The sequence below is a fragment of the Marinobacter alkalisoli genome (assembly GCF_045449855.1).
Classification (GTDB): Bacteria; Pseudomonadota; Gammaproteobacteria; order Pseudomonadales; family Oleiphilaceae; genus Marinobacter.
The window spans coordinates 59,024-74,786 of the sequence record NZ_JBJJLC010000028.1; the positions used below are offsets into that span (position 1 = coordinate 59,024).

Annotated in this window: 18 protein-coding genes; 14 read left to right on the forward strand and 4 right to left on the reverse strand. The window is 58.4% G+C overall.

Annotation, left to right across the window (positions count from 1 at the left end):
* The first annotated feature begins 130 nt into the window (after positions 1 to 130).
* The 6 genes from ACJO5Y_RS11970 to ACJO5Y_RS11995 all read left to right on the forward strand — a co-directional run bounded on the left by ACJO5Y_RS11970 (position 131) and on the right by ACJO5Y_RS11995 (position 5,130).
* Positions 131 to 796, forward strand: coding sequence for a response regulator transcription factor (locus ACJO5Y_RS11970; RefSeq protein ID WP_406987450.1), 666 nt, complete (start codon positions 131 to 133; stop codon positions 794 to 796).
* Positions 783 to 2,129, forward strand: coding sequence for an ATP-binding protein (locus ACJO5Y_RS11975; protein ID WP_406987452.1), 1,347 nt, complete (start codon positions 783 to 785; stop codon positions 2,127 to 2,129). The genes ACJO5Y_RS11970 and ACJO5Y_RS11975 overlap by 14 nt, the downstream gene beginning before the upstream one ends.
* 95 nt (positions 2,130 to 2,224) lie before the next feature.
* The gene (locus tag ACJO5Y_RS11980) at positions 2,225 to 2,836 is read left to right on the forward strand and encodes a LemA family protein (protein ID WP_406987453.1); all 612 of its coding nucleotides are present in this window, start codon (positions 2,225 to 2,227) and stop codon (positions 2,834 to 2,836) included.
* The gene (locus ACJO5Y_RS11985) at positions 2,836 to 3,894 is read left to right on the forward strand and encodes a TPM domain-containing protein (RefSeq protein ID WP_406987455.1); all 1,059 of its coding nucleotides are present in this window, start codon (positions 2,836 to 2,838) and stop codon (positions 3,892 to 3,894) included. Before ACJO5Y_RS11980 ends, ACJO5Y_RS11985 begins: the two co-directional genes overlap by 1 nt.
* 26 nt (positions 3,895 to 3,920) lie before the next feature.
* The gene (cadR, locus tag ACJO5Y_RS11990) at positions 3,921 to 4,385 is read left to right on the forward strand and encodes a Cd(II)/Pb(II)-responsive transcriptional regulator (RefSeq protein WP_406987456.1); all 465 of its coding nucleotides are present in this window, start codon (positions 3,921 to 3,923) and stop codon (positions 4,383 to 4,385) included.
* Between the two features lie 79 nt (positions 4,386 to 4,464).
* Positions 4,465 to 5,130 (forward strand): cation diffusion facilitator family transporter, encoded by a 666-nt coding sequence (locus ACJO5Y_RS11995; RefSeq protein ID WP_406987458.1) that lies wholly within the window; start codon positions 4,465 to 4,467, stop codon positions 5,128 to 5,130.
* Here ACJO5Y_RS11995 and ACJO5Y_RS12000 read toward each other — a convergent pair.
* Positions 5,096 to 6,016 (reverse strand): AEC family transporter, encoded by a 921-nt coding sequence (locus tag ACJO5Y_RS12000; RefSeq protein ID WP_406987459.1) that lies wholly within the window; start codon positions 6,014 to 6,016, stop codon positions 5,096 to 5,098. The genes ACJO5Y_RS11995 and ACJO5Y_RS12000 overlap by 35 nt on opposite strands.
* Positions 6,017 to 6,190: 174 nt before the next feature.
* Here ACJO5Y_RS12000 and ACJO5Y_RS12005 point away from each other — a divergent pair, with 174 nt between their 5' ends.
* Positions 6,191 to 6,898: a Crp/Fnr family transcriptional regulator gene (locus tag ACJO5Y_RS12005; RefSeq protein ID WP_406987461.1), complete on the forward strand. Its 708-nt coding sequence runs from the start codon at positions 6,191 to 6,193 to the stop codon at positions 6,896 to 6,898.
* Positions 6,899 to 6,985: 87 nt separating this feature from the next.
* On the opposite strand, the gene wrbA is transcribed toward ACJO5Y_RS12005, so the two are convergent.
* Complete coding sequence (gene wrbA, locus ACJO5Y_RS12010; RefSeq protein ID WP_406987462.1) at positions 6,986 to 7,585, reverse strand: NAD(P)H:quinone oxidoreductase; 600 nt, start codon at positions 7,583 to 7,585, stop codon at positions 6,986 to 6,988.
* 172 nt (positions 7,586 to 7,757) lie between these two features.
* On the opposite strand from wrbA, the gene trhA reads away from it, so the two are divergent.
* The 3 genes from trhA to ACJO5Y_RS12025 all read left to right on the forward strand — a co-directional run bounded on the left by trhA (position 7,758) and on the right by ACJO5Y_RS12025 (position 9,897).
* Positions 7,758 to 8,444, forward strand: coding sequence for a PAQR family membrane homeostasis protein TrhA (trhA, locus tag ACJO5Y_RS12015; RefSeq protein WP_406987463.1), 687 nt, complete (start codon positions 7,758 to 7,760; stop codon positions 8,442 to 8,444).
* 87 nt (positions 8,445 to 8,531) lie between these two features.
* Positions 8,532 to 8,987: an EVE domain-containing protein gene (locus tag ACJO5Y_RS12020; protein ID WP_406987465.1), complete on the forward strand. Its 456-nt coding sequence runs from the start codon at positions 8,532 to 8,534 to the stop codon at positions 8,985 to 8,987.
* Positions 8,988 to 9,066: 79 nt separating this feature from the next.
* Positions 9,067 to 9,897, forward strand: coding sequence for an ion transporter (locus ACJO5Y_RS12025; protein WP_406987467.1), 831 nt, complete (start codon positions 9,067 to 9,069; stop codon positions 9,895 to 9,897).
* 26 nt (positions 9,898 to 9,923) lie between these two features.
* Here the strand turns inward: ACJO5Y_RS12025 and ACJO5Y_RS12030 are convergent, their stop codons facing one another.
* Positions 9,924 to 10,295 (reverse strand): SirB2 family protein, encoded by a 372-nt coding sequence (locus ACJO5Y_RS12030; RefSeq protein WP_406987469.1) that lies wholly within the window; start codon positions 10,293 to 10,295, stop codon positions 9,924 to 9,926.
* Positions 10,296 to 10,424: 129 nt separating this feature from the next.
* On the opposite strand from ACJO5Y_RS12030, the gene ACJO5Y_RS12035 reads away from it, so the two are divergent.
* The 3 genes from ACJO5Y_RS12035 to fabB all read left to right on the forward strand — a co-directional run bounded on the left by ACJO5Y_RS12035 (position 10,425) and on the right by fabB (position 13,454).
* Complete coding sequence (locus ACJO5Y_RS12035) at positions 10,425 to 11,609, forward strand: NnrS family protein (RefSeq protein WP_406987470.1); 1,185 nt, start codon at positions 10,425 to 10,427, stop codon at positions 11,607 to 11,609.
* Positions 11,610 to 11,721: 112 nt separating this feature from the next.
* Positions 11,722 to 12,231: a bifunctional 3-hydroxydecanoyl-ACP dehydratase/trans-2-decenoyl-ACP isomerase gene (gene fabA / locus ACJO5Y_RS12040; protein WP_297790955.1), complete on the forward strand. Its 510-nt coding sequence runs from the start codon at positions 11,722 to 11,724 to the stop codon at positions 12,229 to 12,231.
* Between the two features lie 11 nt (positions 12,232 to 12,242).
* Positions 12,243 to 13,454, forward strand: a complete 1,212-nt coding sequence (fabB, locus tag ACJO5Y_RS12045) for a beta-ketoacyl-ACP synthase I (protein WP_406987472.1) — start codon at positions 12,243 to 12,245, stop codon at positions 13,452 to 13,454.
* Here the strand turns inward: fabB and ACJO5Y_RS12050 are convergent.
* Positions 13,441 to 13,797, reverse strand: coding sequence for a helix-turn-helix transcriptional regulator (locus tag ACJO5Y_RS12050; protein WP_406987473.1), 357 nt, complete (start codon positions 13,795 to 13,797; stop codon positions 13,441 to 13,443). The two genes, fabB and ACJO5Y_RS12050, sit on opposite strands and share 14 nt — an antisense overlap.
* Positions 13,798 to 14,255: 458 nt before the next feature.
* Here ACJO5Y_RS12050 and sufB point away from each other — a divergent pair, with 458 nt between their 5' ends.
* Positions 14,256 to 15,704, forward strand: coding sequence for a Fe-S cluster assembly protein SufB (sufB, locus tag ACJO5Y_RS12055; RefSeq protein WP_406987474.1), 1,449 nt, complete (start codon positions 14,256 to 14,258; stop codon positions 15,702 to 15,704).
* Positions 15,705 to 15,763 lie beyond the last annotated feature (59 nt).

The following is a 15,763-nucleotide window of genomic DNA, read 5'->3' on the forward strand; positions in this document are numbered from 1 at the left end:
TCTTTGAACGTTGAGCCCTACTCTGCCCCAGCAACCTGAATCCTTGCTGAATTTTCCGATGAGCACTTTTTCAGGTTACATTCAGCAAACGGCCCTACACTTCAATCGACTCCGAAACTCAGGAATGCCCATGCGATTGCTTCTGGTGGAAGACGACACCCTCATTGCCGATAGCCTGAACAGGCAACTGACGGCCGCCGGTTTTACCGTCGATGAAGCTGGCACCTCAAGACAGGCAGAACAACTCGGCAAACAGGAAAACTACCGGGCAGTGGTGCTGGACCTGGGTCTGCCCGACGGCAACGGGCTGGATGTGCTCAAAAGCTGGCGGGCTGAAAAACTGACCATGCCGGTGCTGATCCTGACCGCAAGGGGGGACTGGCAGGACAAGGTGAACGGCCTCAAGGCCGGGGCCGACGATTACCTGGCCAAACCCTTTCAGACCGAGGAACTGCTGGCACGGCTGAACGCCCTGATTCGCCGTAGTGAGGGCCGGGTGGAGGCGAAGCTGACTGCCGGTGGTTTCGAATTGGATGAGTACCGTCAGTGCCTGCAAACGCCGGACGGCCAGGAGCACTCCCTGACCGGCACCGAATTCCGCCTGCTGCGTTGCCTGATGAGCCGACCGGGCCAGCTGTTCTCCAAGGAACAGCTGCTGGAGCAACTGTACAACCTCAACGACAGTCCCAGCGACAACACCATTGAGGCCTATGTGCGCCGGCTACGGAAAATCACCGGAGCGGAAGCCATCACCACCCGTCGGGGCCAGGGGTACATCTTCAATGCATTGGATTGACCCCCGGCGCTCCATCCGTAAAAGCTTGCTCACCCTGTTGCTGCCCGCCGCCATTGCATTAATGGTTGCAGCCTGGATCGTTCATGGACTGTTACTGGAGCGCATGGCCCGCGGATTCGTTGAAGACCGGCTGCAGGACGAAGTGTCTTTCCTGGAACACCAGTTGCGGCAGTCCGGCCCGGAAGAAATCCGTGACATTGCCGAGGGTGACTATTTTGAAGAAGTCTTCCACCACGCATTTGCCCTACGCACAGGCAGCCAGATTCACAGCTCCCCGGCCCAATGGTCAGGCGCTCTCGAACCCTTGCTGAACGAGACAGACACCGGTTTTGTCCGCAAAACCAATCCGGAACCCGATGCCTCCATCGCCGATTTTCTGGCCTACCGCAAGACCCTGACACTGAACGGGGAACCGGTCGTGATCGTGGTGGCGGAGGACCTGACAAACCTTCAGCACAGCCAGCAGGAGTTGCACCTGTGGACCGGTATAGTCTCCGCCATACTTCTGGCGCTGTTGATACTGGCCATCTGGCTGGCCATTCGGCTGTCCCTGCGCTCCGTCACTCGGCTTCAGCATGGCCTGACCTCCCTGCAAACCGGCGCAAGCAACCGGCTGGATGTGGACGCCCCGGCGGAGTTCCAGCCTCTGATCAGCCAGTTGAACCAGCTTCTGGACACCCTGGACCAGAGGCTGGCCCGTTCCCGGGATGCCTTGGCCAACCTCTCCCACAGCGTGAAAACACCCGTATCCGCCATTCGCCAGGTCCTGGAGGATGACACCCGGGCCCTGGACCCGGAAATGCGACAACAGCTCGCCCAACGGCTGTCCGACATCGACCACCAGTTGGAGAGCGAGATGCGTCGCAGCCGGTTCGCCGGCCCCCAGGCGGGCAAGGCCGCGCAACCCGTCAGCCAGGCCCGGGATCTGCTGTGGATGCTAGGCCGGCTCCACCCCGACAAGAACTTCGAACTGGAAACCGAACTGGGCCCGGAAACCCGCTGGCCAGTCGAAGAGCACGACCTGAATGAGATTCTGGGCAACCTGCTGGATAACGCAGGCAAGTGGGCCGCACACCAGGTATCCCTGCACCTGGGCCGGGATGACGCCCAGCTGACTCTGGAAGTCCGTGACGATGGCCCCGGTGTCGCGCCGGAAAAGCTCGATACACTCGGCACCCGGGGCTTGCGACTGGACGAACAGACGCCGGGGCACGGCTTGGGGCTGGCGATCGTCAGGGACATTCTGGCTGGTTATGGCGGAACCCTGCAGTTTACCTCTCCGCCCGCACGGGGGCTGATTGCCCACGTGAAACTGCCCCGATCCGGAGGGTGATGTGACTCCGTTTTTCGCGAACCGGTTGGTGGCGACTGCTCGATATTTTCGGTCATAATGACCCGCGAACGACAACGATATACAAGGACGAGACGATGGATCGACGTTTACAAACAGGCCAAGTCAATACAGGGGTGATGCTCGCGATCGCCGTGGTCGCCGCCCTGATCATCATCCCCTGGTACACCCATAACGACCTGACGGACAAGGAAGAATCCGTACACTCCGCCTGGGCCAACGTGCAAAGCACCCTTCAACGCCGGGCAGACCTGATTCCCGCCCTGCTGAAGACCGTCAGCCGGGCCATGGAGTATGAAAGTGAGACACTCGAGTCCCTCGCCGAGCAACAGGCGCAATTGCTCGCGCGCCATGCCGGGGCGCCCCCCGCAGGCGATGAAGACCTGAATACCCTGGCGGATATGGATCAGCAACTGGCAGCCGGCTCGCGCCAACTGTTAGTGGTTGCCGGATCCTTGCCAGAGCTTCGGGCCACCGACCAGTTTCTGCAGCTGCAATCCCAGCTCGAAGGCACAGAGAACCGGATTAACGTCACCCGCATCCGCTACAACGAAGCCGTGCGGTATTACAACGGTGCCATCCGGGGATTTATCGGGCGTCACGTCGCCAATTCCCTCGGGCTTGAACCCAGACCTTACTTCGAAGCCAGTACCAAGGCCCAGAGCCCGGTTTCGATGGAGTTTCAGTGATGCCTGCGCAGGGTAACGCCGCCTTTGCCGGGCAAGCGGGACGGATACGTCTATTGGTGATGCTGGGACTTTTAGCGGCCGTGGTGCTGGCGATTGCCTACCAGGCTAACGAGAGACTGGCGACCGTTCCCCGGGTAACCGATCACATCAACCTGCTGAGCCCGGACGAGCGTGACCGAATCGCGCGCTTCCACGATTATCTGCTGGCCGATCACGATATCGACTACCGGATACTGATTGCACGGGGCATTGACGACATCAATCAATTTGCCGTGAATTACTTTCGCGACGGCAATGTAGGGGCGGCCAGTAACAGCGGACGCGGTCTTCTATTGGTGATTGACGCCCAGGCTGACCAGGTTCGCCTGGAAGTCAGCCACGCCCTGGAATCCACCTATACAGACGCTTTTGTCGCCTATGTTGAACACCGTCAGATGACGGAATTTTTCGCCGCCAACCGGATTGCCGATGGCATCCTGGCCACCACGGAAATACTCATCACCCGGGCCACCAACGCCGCCAACGGCCTGGATCCTGCCACCGAGGGCTGGGCAGCCTCTTCCGGCGGTGGCGGTGCACGGGTGGATGCCAGAATCGGCGAGGGAGCTGCCTCCCGAAGGGACGACGACGTAACCGCCGACAAAGGCACGTCGCCCCAGGACGTTCTGGATCACTACGAGCAGGCAATGAGAGACCGCAACAACAATCCACAACTCTCAATTTATTCGAAGCGGACCCGCGAGATGCTGGGCCAGCGGGTGATGACATCGGCGCAAATGGACAACGTGGCGAAAAGCCTGAGAAATTGCCAGCCGGAAAAACTGTTCCGTCAGGATAAGCGCGCGGTACTTCGCTTCCCTATCAAGGACCGCACCTGCTCCCCTTACTTTTTCCTGCGGGAGGGGGGGCAGTGGCGCCTGGATTTCACGGTAATGATTGATGCCATCCGCTTCGGGCGAAACAATGAATGGCGTCTGGAACCAGGGTACACCGGTCCCTATGGTTTTGCCTTCGGTGATCTGCGGTTTGACCGCAATGGCTACCCCTATCCACAATAGCTCCATCATCCGCCAGGATCCGCGCCATGAAAATCGGTGAAATCTCCAAGGCAACCGGCATTCCGGTAGAAACCATCCGCTACTACGAGAAGATCGGGCTGGTGCCGGAGCCCGAGCGGCAAGCCAGCGGTTATCGACACTACCGGCAAAGCCACCTCGACCGCCTGCTTTTCATCAAGCGTTGCCGCAATCTCGACATGGCGCAGGATGAAATACGCGAACTGATCCGCCTGGCCGACCAGCCAGACGCCGACTGCAGCGAAGTGGACGCCCTGCTGGACCGCCACCTCAGCCATGTGCGCGAGCGCCTGCGGGAGCTGGCCAGCCTGGAAGACACCCTCGAACGGCTCCAGAAAGCCTGTTCCGAAGGCCGCACGGTCAGTGAATGCGGTATTCTTGGTGGCCTGACCGCAGAATCTGCCGGGGAACCGCCAGCCGGAAACCACAACCACATTCCAGGCACTCATCACCACACCCCGGGAACGCGCTGAAACTTTTCCGCAAGGCATCCGTTGACTCTGTAGCTGCTACAGGGTTTTAAATGAATACATTCTGACAAAGGAGGTATTCATGGCGTGTAGTTGCTCTGCTCCCGAACCAAAATCCCCCGCTCCGGGCTTTCGCAAAGCCTTGTGGGTTGCACTGTGGGTCAACCTGGGCATGTTCCTGGTGGAAGGCGTTGCCAGCCTGCAGTCCGGTTCCGTGTCCCTGATGGCCGATGCCATCGACTTCTTCGGCGACAGCGCCAACTATCTGCTGTCGCTGTCCGTGCTCTCCATGGGTATGCTCTGGCGTGGCCGGGCCGCCATGGTGAAAGGCATCACCATGACCGTGTTCGGCTTCGCCGTGCTGGGCCGGGCTACCTGGGTTGCGCAAAGCGGCATCACGCCGGAACCGCTGACCATGGGCGCCGTGGGTTTACTGGCGTTGGCGGCCAACGTGGGCGTTGCAATCCTGCTGTTCAAGTTCCGGGAAGGCGATTCCGACATGCGCTCGGTGTGGCTGTGCAGCCGTAACGATGCCATCGGCAATATGGCGGTGATGGTCGCGGCCCTGGGGGTCTTCGGCACCGGTACCGCCTGGCCGGATCTGGCGGTGGCAGCGGTGATGGGTGGTCTGGCCATTACCTCGGGCATCAGCGTGGTGCGTCATGCCCGCGACGATATCCGGGGAGCACAAAACGCACGCTCGTCCCGGACATTTACGGCAACACCAACGCCACCATCACAGGAATAAACGCCAACGCAAACAGCGTGCTGAGCAGCGCGGTGCCCGCCGCCTGTCTCGGCGCGGTGTCCAGCAGAGTGGCAATCACCACGGTATTGGCGGCAATCGGCGTGATGGAAATGAGGAAGATGGCCTGGTAGACCGCCAGGTCATACACGCCGAACAGGTTGGCGTCCAGCCACCAGAACAACAGTGCCACCAGCGGCCAGGTCACGAATTTGCCCACGAACGCCAGGCCGGTAAAGCGGATATTTCCGGCCAGTCCGCGGAAACTGAGAATCCCCATGCCTATGATCATCATGCCCAGGATGCTGTAGGCGCCACGCAGGTTATCAAACAGCGGGGTAAACACATCGGGAATGGACATACCGGACAGGTTCAGCACAACCGCCAGCAGGAACGCGTACACCGACGGGAGCCTTGCCACTCGTATCAAAGCATCTTGCAGGCTGTACCGGCCCCGTGCAGCAAGGTAAAAACCCACTGAATTCTCGAACAGCGTGGTGCCGAGCATGCACACAATATAAAGCGCCAACCCTTCCTGCCCGAACAGCAACAATGCCACCGGAATACCAAAGTAACCGGTGTTCCCTGTCCCCACGGACAGCGGCATGAGGCTGGCGCTGCCATCGGTGATGAAGCGCCGGGCGACCCAGAGGTGCGCCACGCCAATCGCCGAACACAAGCCAAACGTCAGGAACGGCAGCAGAATGACTTCCGCCGACAGTGGCGCGGCCATAACGCCAGAAAACACCACCGATGGCGTAATAATGTAGAGCATGATCCCGGCAATGTGTTTGCCGCTGGCTTCCAGATACCGGCCCGCGACCCACCCGAGTGCAACCGTTACGTATAGTGGAAGCAATTTGTAGAAAAGGGCCAGGGCCGCTGCCATGGAAGCTCCGGAAGGAATGACTGGGTGTGGGTTCAAGCCGTGAAGTCTAACATTACAGCTCCGACCGCGCTTTTATTGATTCGCCCTATAACCCTTAATGATTTAAGTCATTTAACCTGTGTTTTACTTACTGGAATACTGCAGGCTTACTGACCGGAAAAGAGTTCACAGGTAATGACAGTGCAAACAGGCTCGCCCCTATCATCCGCGCCCTGCTATCTGGGAGACCAGAATCCGGACATCATCAAACGGCCAACGGCCGGAACCCAGCAGGCGCTCGTTAACAGCCTCAGCCGGGTTTTCGGCATTCATCTGAATAACGATCCGACAACCCCGGACCACCTGTTCCTGAACGATCTGTCCCGCCTGTTTCATCAGCGCAAGGTGGACACGGAACACCCGCTGGAGCGGCACGACGCCCCCTGGGAGCACGTGTACCTGGTTCAATACGGCATTCTACGGCTCTTTCGGGAAGCGCCAAGCGGCAAGACCGCAGTGCATCACTTCTTTACCGAGGGGGATATGGTCTGGCCGGTGTTCGGCCGCACCCGGACTGCCCGGAATACCCTGTGTCTGACCTCTGTGACTCCCGCGACCCTGTGGGTGGCGGACTTCGCGGCGTTCCGCTCCACCCTGCAAAAGCAGGGTGACGGGGTATGGAGTAGTTTCGCCCTGGTGCTGACCGAGGAACTGGCGGAGCTGACCAGTATGCGTGAATTCCGCAAGCAGACCATGTCCGCCCGGGAGCGATTCGTGTTACTTCAGGAGGAATATCCGGAACTGGTGAAGCGGGTGCCAGACAACCAGTTGGCATCATGGCTGGGGGTCGTACCGGCCACGTTCTCACGGATCAAGAGCGCGCTGAGGACTCAACCGGAGTAATTGCGCCGCTTTCGGGCTGCTGAAAACAAAAAGGGCAGGCCGTAATGGCTCTGCCCCTTCAGCAACGGCGCTATCAACCGCGCCGTATCAACCGTGCAATTTCACCGCAAGCTCGGCGACGTGCTTGCCCTGGTAACGGGCAATGGCCAACTCTTTTTCGCTGGGCTGGCGGGAACCGTCACCACCGGCGATGGTCGAGGCACCGTAGGGCGTGCCCCCGTTTACTTCCGAAATATCAAAGAACTCCGGAATACCGTAACCCAGTGGCACGATGACCATGCCGTGGTGCGCCAGGGTGGTCCAGAAGGAACTGATGGTATGTTCCTGGCCGCCGCCGGTACCGGTCGAGGTAAACACGCTCGCAACTTTGCCGTGAAGCCTGCCCTCGGCCCACAGACCACCGGTCTGGTCCAGGAAGGTGCGCATCTGGCCCGCCATGTTGCCGAAACGGGTTGGCGTACCGAAAATCACCGCATCGTATTCCGCCAACTCTCTGGGATCGGCCACCGGGGCGCCCTGATCGGCTTTACCGCCGGCACTCCGAAATGCCTGGTCGGCCATGGTTTCGGACACCCGCTTGATAGTGACTTCCGCACCCTCGACACCCCTGGCACCTTCGGCCACGGTGTTCGCCATGGTTTCGATATGACCGTACATTGAATAATAAAGAACAAGAATTTTCGCCATGATTTAAGCTCCCCTGCACCTGCAGTTAATTGATGAACCTAGACTAACCCGCAAGCGCTGGGGGACAAACCGGAAGATTTTCGAAGTATTGCTCAGTATTTTTGAATAACTTCGCGCGACGGTCATACTTTACCCGTTGCGTACACTTGTACGCTGAAGTACCGTAGCAGCCATGACTGACCTGGATCCCAAAGCAATGACATCCCCGGAAACCGTGCAAAACATCCATCACCGGATCGAGGAGTGGCTGAATAGCGCCACCCACGGACTTGGCGCGCTTCTCAGCGTTATCGGCACCGTGGTATTGATCGTCGCCGCCAGCCAACTGGGAGACGTCTGGAAGATTGTCAGTTTCAGCATATTCGGGGCGTCGCTGATCATGTTGTACATGGCCTCAGCGCTGTATCACGGTATTCGCCAACCGAAACTGAGGGCCGTGTTCAAAACGCTGGATCACTGCGCCATCTTTCTGCTGATCGCAGGCACCTACACGCCGTTTCTGCTGGTTAACATGCGCGGTACCACGGGCTGGACGCTGTTCGCGATTATCTGGTCCCTGGCTATCACCGGCGTCGTGCTCAAGATTATTTTCAAGAACCGTTTCAAGCTGGCGAGGGTGGGCATCTACGTTGCGATGGGCTGGCTGATCACCGTTGCCTCATCAGATTTGGTGGCCAACCTGAGTGAAACGGCCCTGTACCTGACTATAGGGGGAGGTGTGGCTTACACCGCCGGCGTCGTTTTTTACCTGGCCGACCGCATTCCCTACATGCACGCCGTGTGGCACCTGTTTGTGATCGGCGGCAGCGCACTGCATTTCAGCGCCATTTACTACGGCGTGCTTCCCCACGCAGCCTGATCAGGCCAGAGCCTGACGCCCCTTCCGAACGAACCAGAGGCTTCTTGTTCTATAATTCCAGCTTTGAACCAAACGGGGGACGGAGCAATGGCGAAATGGCTGGTAAAAACCGAACCGTCAGAATGCAGCATTGATGACTTTGCAAAAGCAGAGAACCAGACCATTCCCTGGGATGGCGTACGCAATTATCAGGCCCGGAATTTTCTGGCGGATATGGCAGAGGGAGACGAGGCTTTCATCTACCACTCCAGCTGCAAACACATCGGCATCGCAGGTATCGTCAAGGTGGTCCGGTCAGCCTACCCGGACCCCACGCAGTTTGACCCGGGTTCGCCCTACCACGATCCGAAAAGCACACCAGACAAGCCGCGCTGGCAGGCAGTCGACATGGCGTACCTGCAGAAGCTGCCACGACTGCTGCCACTGGATGAAATCAAGACCCTGGCGGGGCTGGACGACCTGCCGCTGATCAAGCGGGGCAACCGGCTGTCCGTTATGCCGGTCACTGATGACCAATGGCAGATCCTGCTCGGCAGCGTTTGAATAAAATTCGAGCTACCCAATCGTTCCCCAGCCCTTTAGAATTCTGGCCCCTGCGAATTAACTGGAGCCGTTGTTTCCCATGTCGTCAGAATTAAGCACCACATCCGGTTTCGAGCAACTGCGCCGCATTGAGTCCAGCAAGGTGTTTCAGGGCGTGGTTATCGCCATCATCATCCTGTCGGCGCTCACCATCGGCGCAAAAACCTACGACGTGCCATCCTGGGTCGAACAGAGTCTCAGCGTTCTGGATAACGCCATAACCCTGTTCTTCCTGATTGAAATCCTCTTTCGCTTTGGCGTGTGCAACGACAAGAAACGCTTTCTCTTCGACGGCTGGAATCTGTTCGACACCCTGGTCGTCATTGGCAGCCTGATCCCGCTGGATAACTCCGAGGCCGTGTTGCTGGGACGCTTGCTGAGGGTGTTCCGGGTATTGCGGCTGGTATCGGTGGTGCCGGAGTTGCGCTTCCTGATCAACTCCCTGCTCAAGGCCATTCCCCGCATGGGCTACATCGCCCTGCTGATGTTCATCATCTTTTACATCTATGCAGCCATGGGATCGATGTTCTTTGCCAAGGTCGATGAGAACTTATGGGGCGATGTGGCCATTGCCATGCTTACCCTGTTTCGCGTGGCCACGTTTGAGGACTGGACCGATGTCATGTACGCAACCATGGAACAGTACCCGCTCAGCTGGATTTACTACCTGACGTTTATCTTCCTGACTGCCTTTGTCTTCCTGAACATGATGATCGGCGCCATTCTGGAAGTCATGAGCGAGGAACAGAACGCCGAGCAGGCACAGCAGGCCCACGACGAACGGGATGAAATTGCCCGCCAGTTACGGGCAGTGCAGGAACAGCTGAAAGAGTTGACCGAGCAGGTGTCCGAAAAATCCGGGGGCCGTTAGCCCCGGATTACCCTATAAACGGAACTTCAGAACGGCTTGGCCGTAGCCAGATGGAAAATCGCCGTGACCTGAACCAGCGCCAAAACGGAAGCCGCAATCCGCACCGGCAGGCTTACGGTCTGCTTCAAGGCGAACACCCCCGCCACAATGTAGCCAATCAGCAGGAAAACCTTTGCGGTCAGCCAGCCGTGAACAAACGGCATCCACGGCGTCACGAACAGCAGGCCGATAGCAGCCACCAGCAAAATCGTGTCGTTGGCATGGGGAATCCAGCGCAGAGGGGTCTGCCGCCAGTCGGGCTTGCCGACGGCATCCAGCAACAGCCGCAGGGCAAGCAGGACCACGGTAAGATAGGCCACGGTCATGTGAAGGTGCTTCAGAACAAGGTAGGCACTCATAGATCATTCCATTATCAATCAAAGCGATAGCTGCATTGTACGCAAAGCTACCGACAACTGGGTATGTTCTTTCCCACTAACATTTATTTAAAATGAATGTTATTAGTGAGCAACCAGCGGAGTTATGCCATGCAGGTCATCCCAACGCCCGAAGTCGCTCGGGGCGCCTCGATCCCCCAGCTCTTTAACTATCCTTTCCGCATCTTTTTCCTGTCAATGGCGATACTGGCGCTGACAGTCATCCCTGGCTGGGTATTACAGCTCAACGGTGTCCTTCAGCTGCCGCTGGCCATGCCTGGGCCGTTCTGGCACCAGCATGAAATGCTGTTCGGCTTTCTCTCCGCTGCCATCGCCGGCTTCCTGCTGACCGCTGTCTGTGTGTGGACGCAAACCGAACGCACCCATGGTATCCGCCTGGCCCTGCTGTGGGGCGTCTGGCTGACTGGCCGCCTGATGCTGGCGTTTGGCGCGGATCTCCCCGGGTGGCTGGTCCAGGCTGTCAATCTGGGTTTCCTGCCCCTGGTCATGGCGGATGCCGGCTGGCGTATATGGCGGGCCAGGCAGAAACGCCAGTTGATGATCCTGGCGGTGTTGGGACTGCTGTGGCTGATGCAAATCAGCTTTGTGATCCGGCTCGATCCGGCATTCATTTATGGTGCGCTGGTGGTGACCCTCGCGCTGATCAGCATCATCGGTGGCCGTATAACCCCCGCCTTCTCTTCCGGGTGGCTTCGTCAGCAGGGGCTGGACAGTACTGCAGTCAACGTTATCCCCGCCCTGGATATCGCAACCCTGCTCAGCATGCTCCTGCTGCTGGCTGCGCTGGTAACCGGCTGGCAGACGGCCACAGCCGTTCTCGCACTGATTGCAGCCACCCTGATGCTGGCTCGTCTGGCAGGCTGGAAAGGCTGGCTGTTCCGGAAAGAACCGTTGCTCTGGATTCTGCACCTTTCCATGCTCTGGGTTCCGGTCGCCCTTGCACTGCTCGCTGGCTCCCTTCTCGCTGGCTGGCCTACCTCAGCGTGGACCCATGCCGCTGGCACCGGTGCCATTGGCTGCCTGATTCTCGGCGTTATTGCCAGAGTTTCCCTGGGCCACACCGGAAGATCCCTGGTACTGCCAAAAGGTATGGTGGCCGCTTTTATCGCCGCTCACCTGGCCGCACTGATCCGGGTCCTGACCGCTTTTGATGTTATTCCCTGGCACCCGGGGATCGGCATCAGCACGCTGCTTTGGCTGTTCGCCTACGGCGTATTCCTGGTCCGGTACGCGCGGATACTCGCCAGCCCAAGACCGGATGGCCGCCCCGGGTGATTGGCCGGATCGCCGGGTACAATTTTTCAATCATCCACTAAAGGTCAATAGCGACTCGCCAAATAACAGCTAAAGTATTAGTAAACCATTCTGTAACAGAGATAACGGCACTATGTCCCCGGATCATTTTGATAAAGAAGAGCTGATCAAATGCGGCCACGGCAAACTTTTCCCTGGCTCCATGCGGCTGCCCATTAATGAAATGCTGATGTTCGACCGCGTCACGCATATCGCAGACGATGATGGCCTGTATGGCAAGGGTAGCCTGGTAGCCGAACTCGACATCAACCCGGACCTCTGGTTCTTTAAGGTGCACTTTGTCGACGATCCCGTTATGCCCGGATGCCTGGGCCTGGATGCCATGTGGCAGTTGGTCGGTTTCTTCCTCGCCTGGGGTGGAGGTGAAGGCAAGGGACGCGCTCTCGGTGCTGGTGAAGTGAAATTTACCGGTCAGGTGCTACCCAGCGCCAAAAAGGTAACCTACCGCCTGGACCTCAAACGCGTGATCAGGCGCAAACTGACCATGGCGATTGCCGATGGCCGGATGGAAGTGGACGGCCGTGAAATTTACACTGCCAAGGACCTCCGGGTTGGCATGTTCACCTCGACCGATGATTTTTAGGAGCTAAACAGATGCGTCGCGTTGTAATTACCGGCATGGGCATTGTTTCCAGCCTAGGTACCAATCAGAAAGAAGTGACCCAATCCCTGAAGGAATCCCGCCCCGGCATCGGGTTTAGCGAGGAAGCAAGGGACAACGGCCTGCGCAGTCATGTCTGCGGCCAGATCAACCTGAACCTGCCGGAACTGATCGACCGCAAACTCTGGCGCTTCATGTGCCCGGCCTCCGGTTATACCTACCTGGCCATGCGTGAGGCCATCGAACAGTCTGGTCTGACCGACAAGCAAATCAGGGCCGACTCCACGGGTATCATTTTTGGCCAGGGCGGCGCCTCTACGGTCGAACTGCTGGATGCCATCGATACCCATCGTGACCGTGGTCTCCGCCGTGTTGGCCCCTATCGGGTGCCGCGCACCATGGGCAGCGCCATCAACGCCTCCATCGCGACCGGTTTTGGCATCCGCGGCATCAACTATGGCATCACCTCCGCCTGTGCCACCAGCGCGCATGCCATTGGCCACGCAGCGGATCTGATTGCCCTGGGCCGTCAGGACGTCATGTTTGCCGGTGGCGGTGAGGATATCCACTGGACCCTGAGCCTGCTGTTTGATGCCATGGGAGCACTGTCCACCAAATACAACGACACCCCAGAACTGGCTTCCCGCACCTACGATACGGACCGGGACGGCTTTGTCATCTCCGGGGGTGGCGGAGTTCTGGCCCTGGAAGCCCTTGAGCACGCGGAAGCGCGCGGTGCCAACATCCTGGCCGAAATTGTCGGCTTCGGTGCCACCTCTGATGGCGCCGACATGGTCGCCCCGAGCGGCGAAGGTGCGGTGCGCTGCATGCAGCACGCCATGAAGAACGTGGAAGGCGAAATCAGCTACGTAAATACCCATGGCACCAGCACACCTGCCGGTGACGTGACCGAGCTGAAAGCATTGAGAGAAACCTTCGGCGACAAGATCCCACCGCTGAGCTCCACCAAACCCCTGTGTGGGCATGCCCTGGGCGCCGCTGGCGTACATGAGGCCATTTACAGCCTGATCATGCAGCGTGAAGGCTTTATTGCTCCGTCAGCCAATATCCAGAACCTCGATCCGGGCGCGGAAGGCTATCCGATTGTGCGGGAACGCATGGATAACCAGAACCTCGATCTGGTTATGAGCAACAGCTTCGGCTTTGGTGGCACCAACGGCACACTGGTGTTCAAGAAAGCCTGATTGAGCGGTATTCGGCCGGGGAAGTGCCCATCCAGCGCTTGAACGCCCGGCTGAATGCACTCAGTTCCGAGAAGCCCAGCTGCTCGGCAATTTCCACCAGCGGCTTGGTTTTGTCCTGCATGTAGGACAGGGCCTGCTGACGGCGGACCTCTTCAAGCAGGCGCGCAAAGGTCAGGCCTTCCCGCTTCAGTTTCTTATGCAGGGTGTAGCGACTCATGTGCAGCTGTGAAGCTACGACCTCAACGCCCACCTTGCCACGGGCAAGCTGTGCACTGATCAGCGAACTCACCCTGACACTCAGGGTAGCCCGCGCCATCGACGGCCCGAGAGGCTCGGATTCCATGCATATTCCTCCATTCCAACGTTGTGGCCCGAAAAGCCAACCCTGCGAGCGTACACGTGTTCGCCGAAAATAATCAATACGACCTTCGAAGATGTCCCACAGCTTCCCCGCCACATCACATGAGAAAACCGGCCTATCACCCTGATAACCCACGCCTTGGTGCCCGGCCCCGTGATTACGGTATAATCACGACGCGTTCAATTTAATACCTGACTAATTTACTATGGTATTGTATAATCGCTCGCCAGAAGTAACGGATCCGCCGTTTTACGCAGCCCTGAGGCGGCAGGCGGGCTAAGGAAATCCGGCATCGAAAAACCGATTGCAGGGCGTACTCACCGGATGAGCGACCACTGCAACACCCAAACTGATGACATCCGCCTGTCAGGTCCGACAACGCGACTGGCGGCGACACCAAGGGCCACAAGCCCACGATGAGAGAATACGGAGCGACGATCATGGCGACCACCGACCAAGAGGTGAACGAGCTGATCAAACGGGAATACGAACACGGTTTCGTAACAGACATCGAATCCGATACGTTCGAGCCCGGACTGAATGAAGACGTTATCGCCCGCCTTTCCGGGATCAAGAAAGAACCGGAGTGGATGCTGGCGTGGCGCCTGAAAGCTTATCGTCGCTGGCAGGAAATGGACGAACCGAACTGGGCTCACGTGGGCTATCCGAAGATCGACTACAACTCGATCTCCTATTATTCCGCGCCCAAGCGCAAGGAAGACATGCCCCAGAGCCTGGACGAAGTGGATCCGGAACTGCTGAAAACCTACGAAAAACTGGGTATTCCACTGCACGAGCGTGAAAAACTCGCCGGCGTTGCCGTTGATGCCGTGTTCGACTCGGTATCCGTTGCCACCACCTTCAAGGAACCGCTGGCCAAGGCCGGGGTGATTTTCTGCTCCATTTCCGAGGCCATCCAGGATTATCCGGAACTGGTGCAGAAGTATCTGGGCTCGGTCGTGCCCCACGGCGACAACTTCTTCGCCGCCCTGAACTCGGCGGTGTTCTCCGACGGCACCTTCGTATACGTGCCCAAGGGCGTACGCTGCCCCATGGAGCTGTCCACCTACTTCCGCATCAACGCGGCCAACACCGGCCAGTTCGAACGCACGCTGATCATTGCTGAAGACAGCAGCTACGTCAGCTACCTGGAAGGTTGCACCGCGCCGATGCGTGACGAAAACCAGCTGCACGCTGCGGTGGTTGAACTGGTTGCGCTCGACGATGCCCAGATTAAGTATTCCACGGTACAGAACTGGTACCCGGGCGATGAAAACGGCAAAGGTGGCATCTTCAACTTTGTCACCAAGCGCGGCGCCTGCATCGGCAAAAACTCCAAGATCTCCTGGACCCAGGTTGAAACCGGCTCCGCCGTGACCTGGAAGTACCCGAGTTGCGTATTGCGTGGTGATAACAGCGTCGGCGAGTTCTACTCGGTGGCACTGACCAACAACTACCAGCAGGCAGACACCGGTACCAAGATGGTTCACCTGGGCAAAAACACCTCCAGCACCATCATCTCCAAGGGTATTTCCGCCGGTAAAAGCTCCAACGCCTACCGCGGCCTGGTGAAGTTCGGCCCCGGCGCGGAAGGCGCCCGCAACTTTACCCAGTGTGACTCACTGCTGATCGGCGACCGCTGCGGCGCCCACACGTTCCCGTACATCGAAAGCAAGAACAAGTCCGCCATTGTTGAGCACGAAGCCACCACCTCCAAGGTCAGCGACGAGCAGATGTTCCTCTGCCGCCAGCGCGGCATTGACCCGGAGCAGGCGGTTTCCATGATTGTGAACGGCTTCTGTAAAGAGGTGTTCAAGGAGCTCCCGATGGAATTTGCGGTAGAAGCCGGCAAGCTGCTGGAAGTGAGCCTTGAAGGCTCCGTTGGTTAACAGCGGCCCGCGCCCCGGTATATAAACGAATTCATACAGTTTAGAGAAGAGAGAACCCG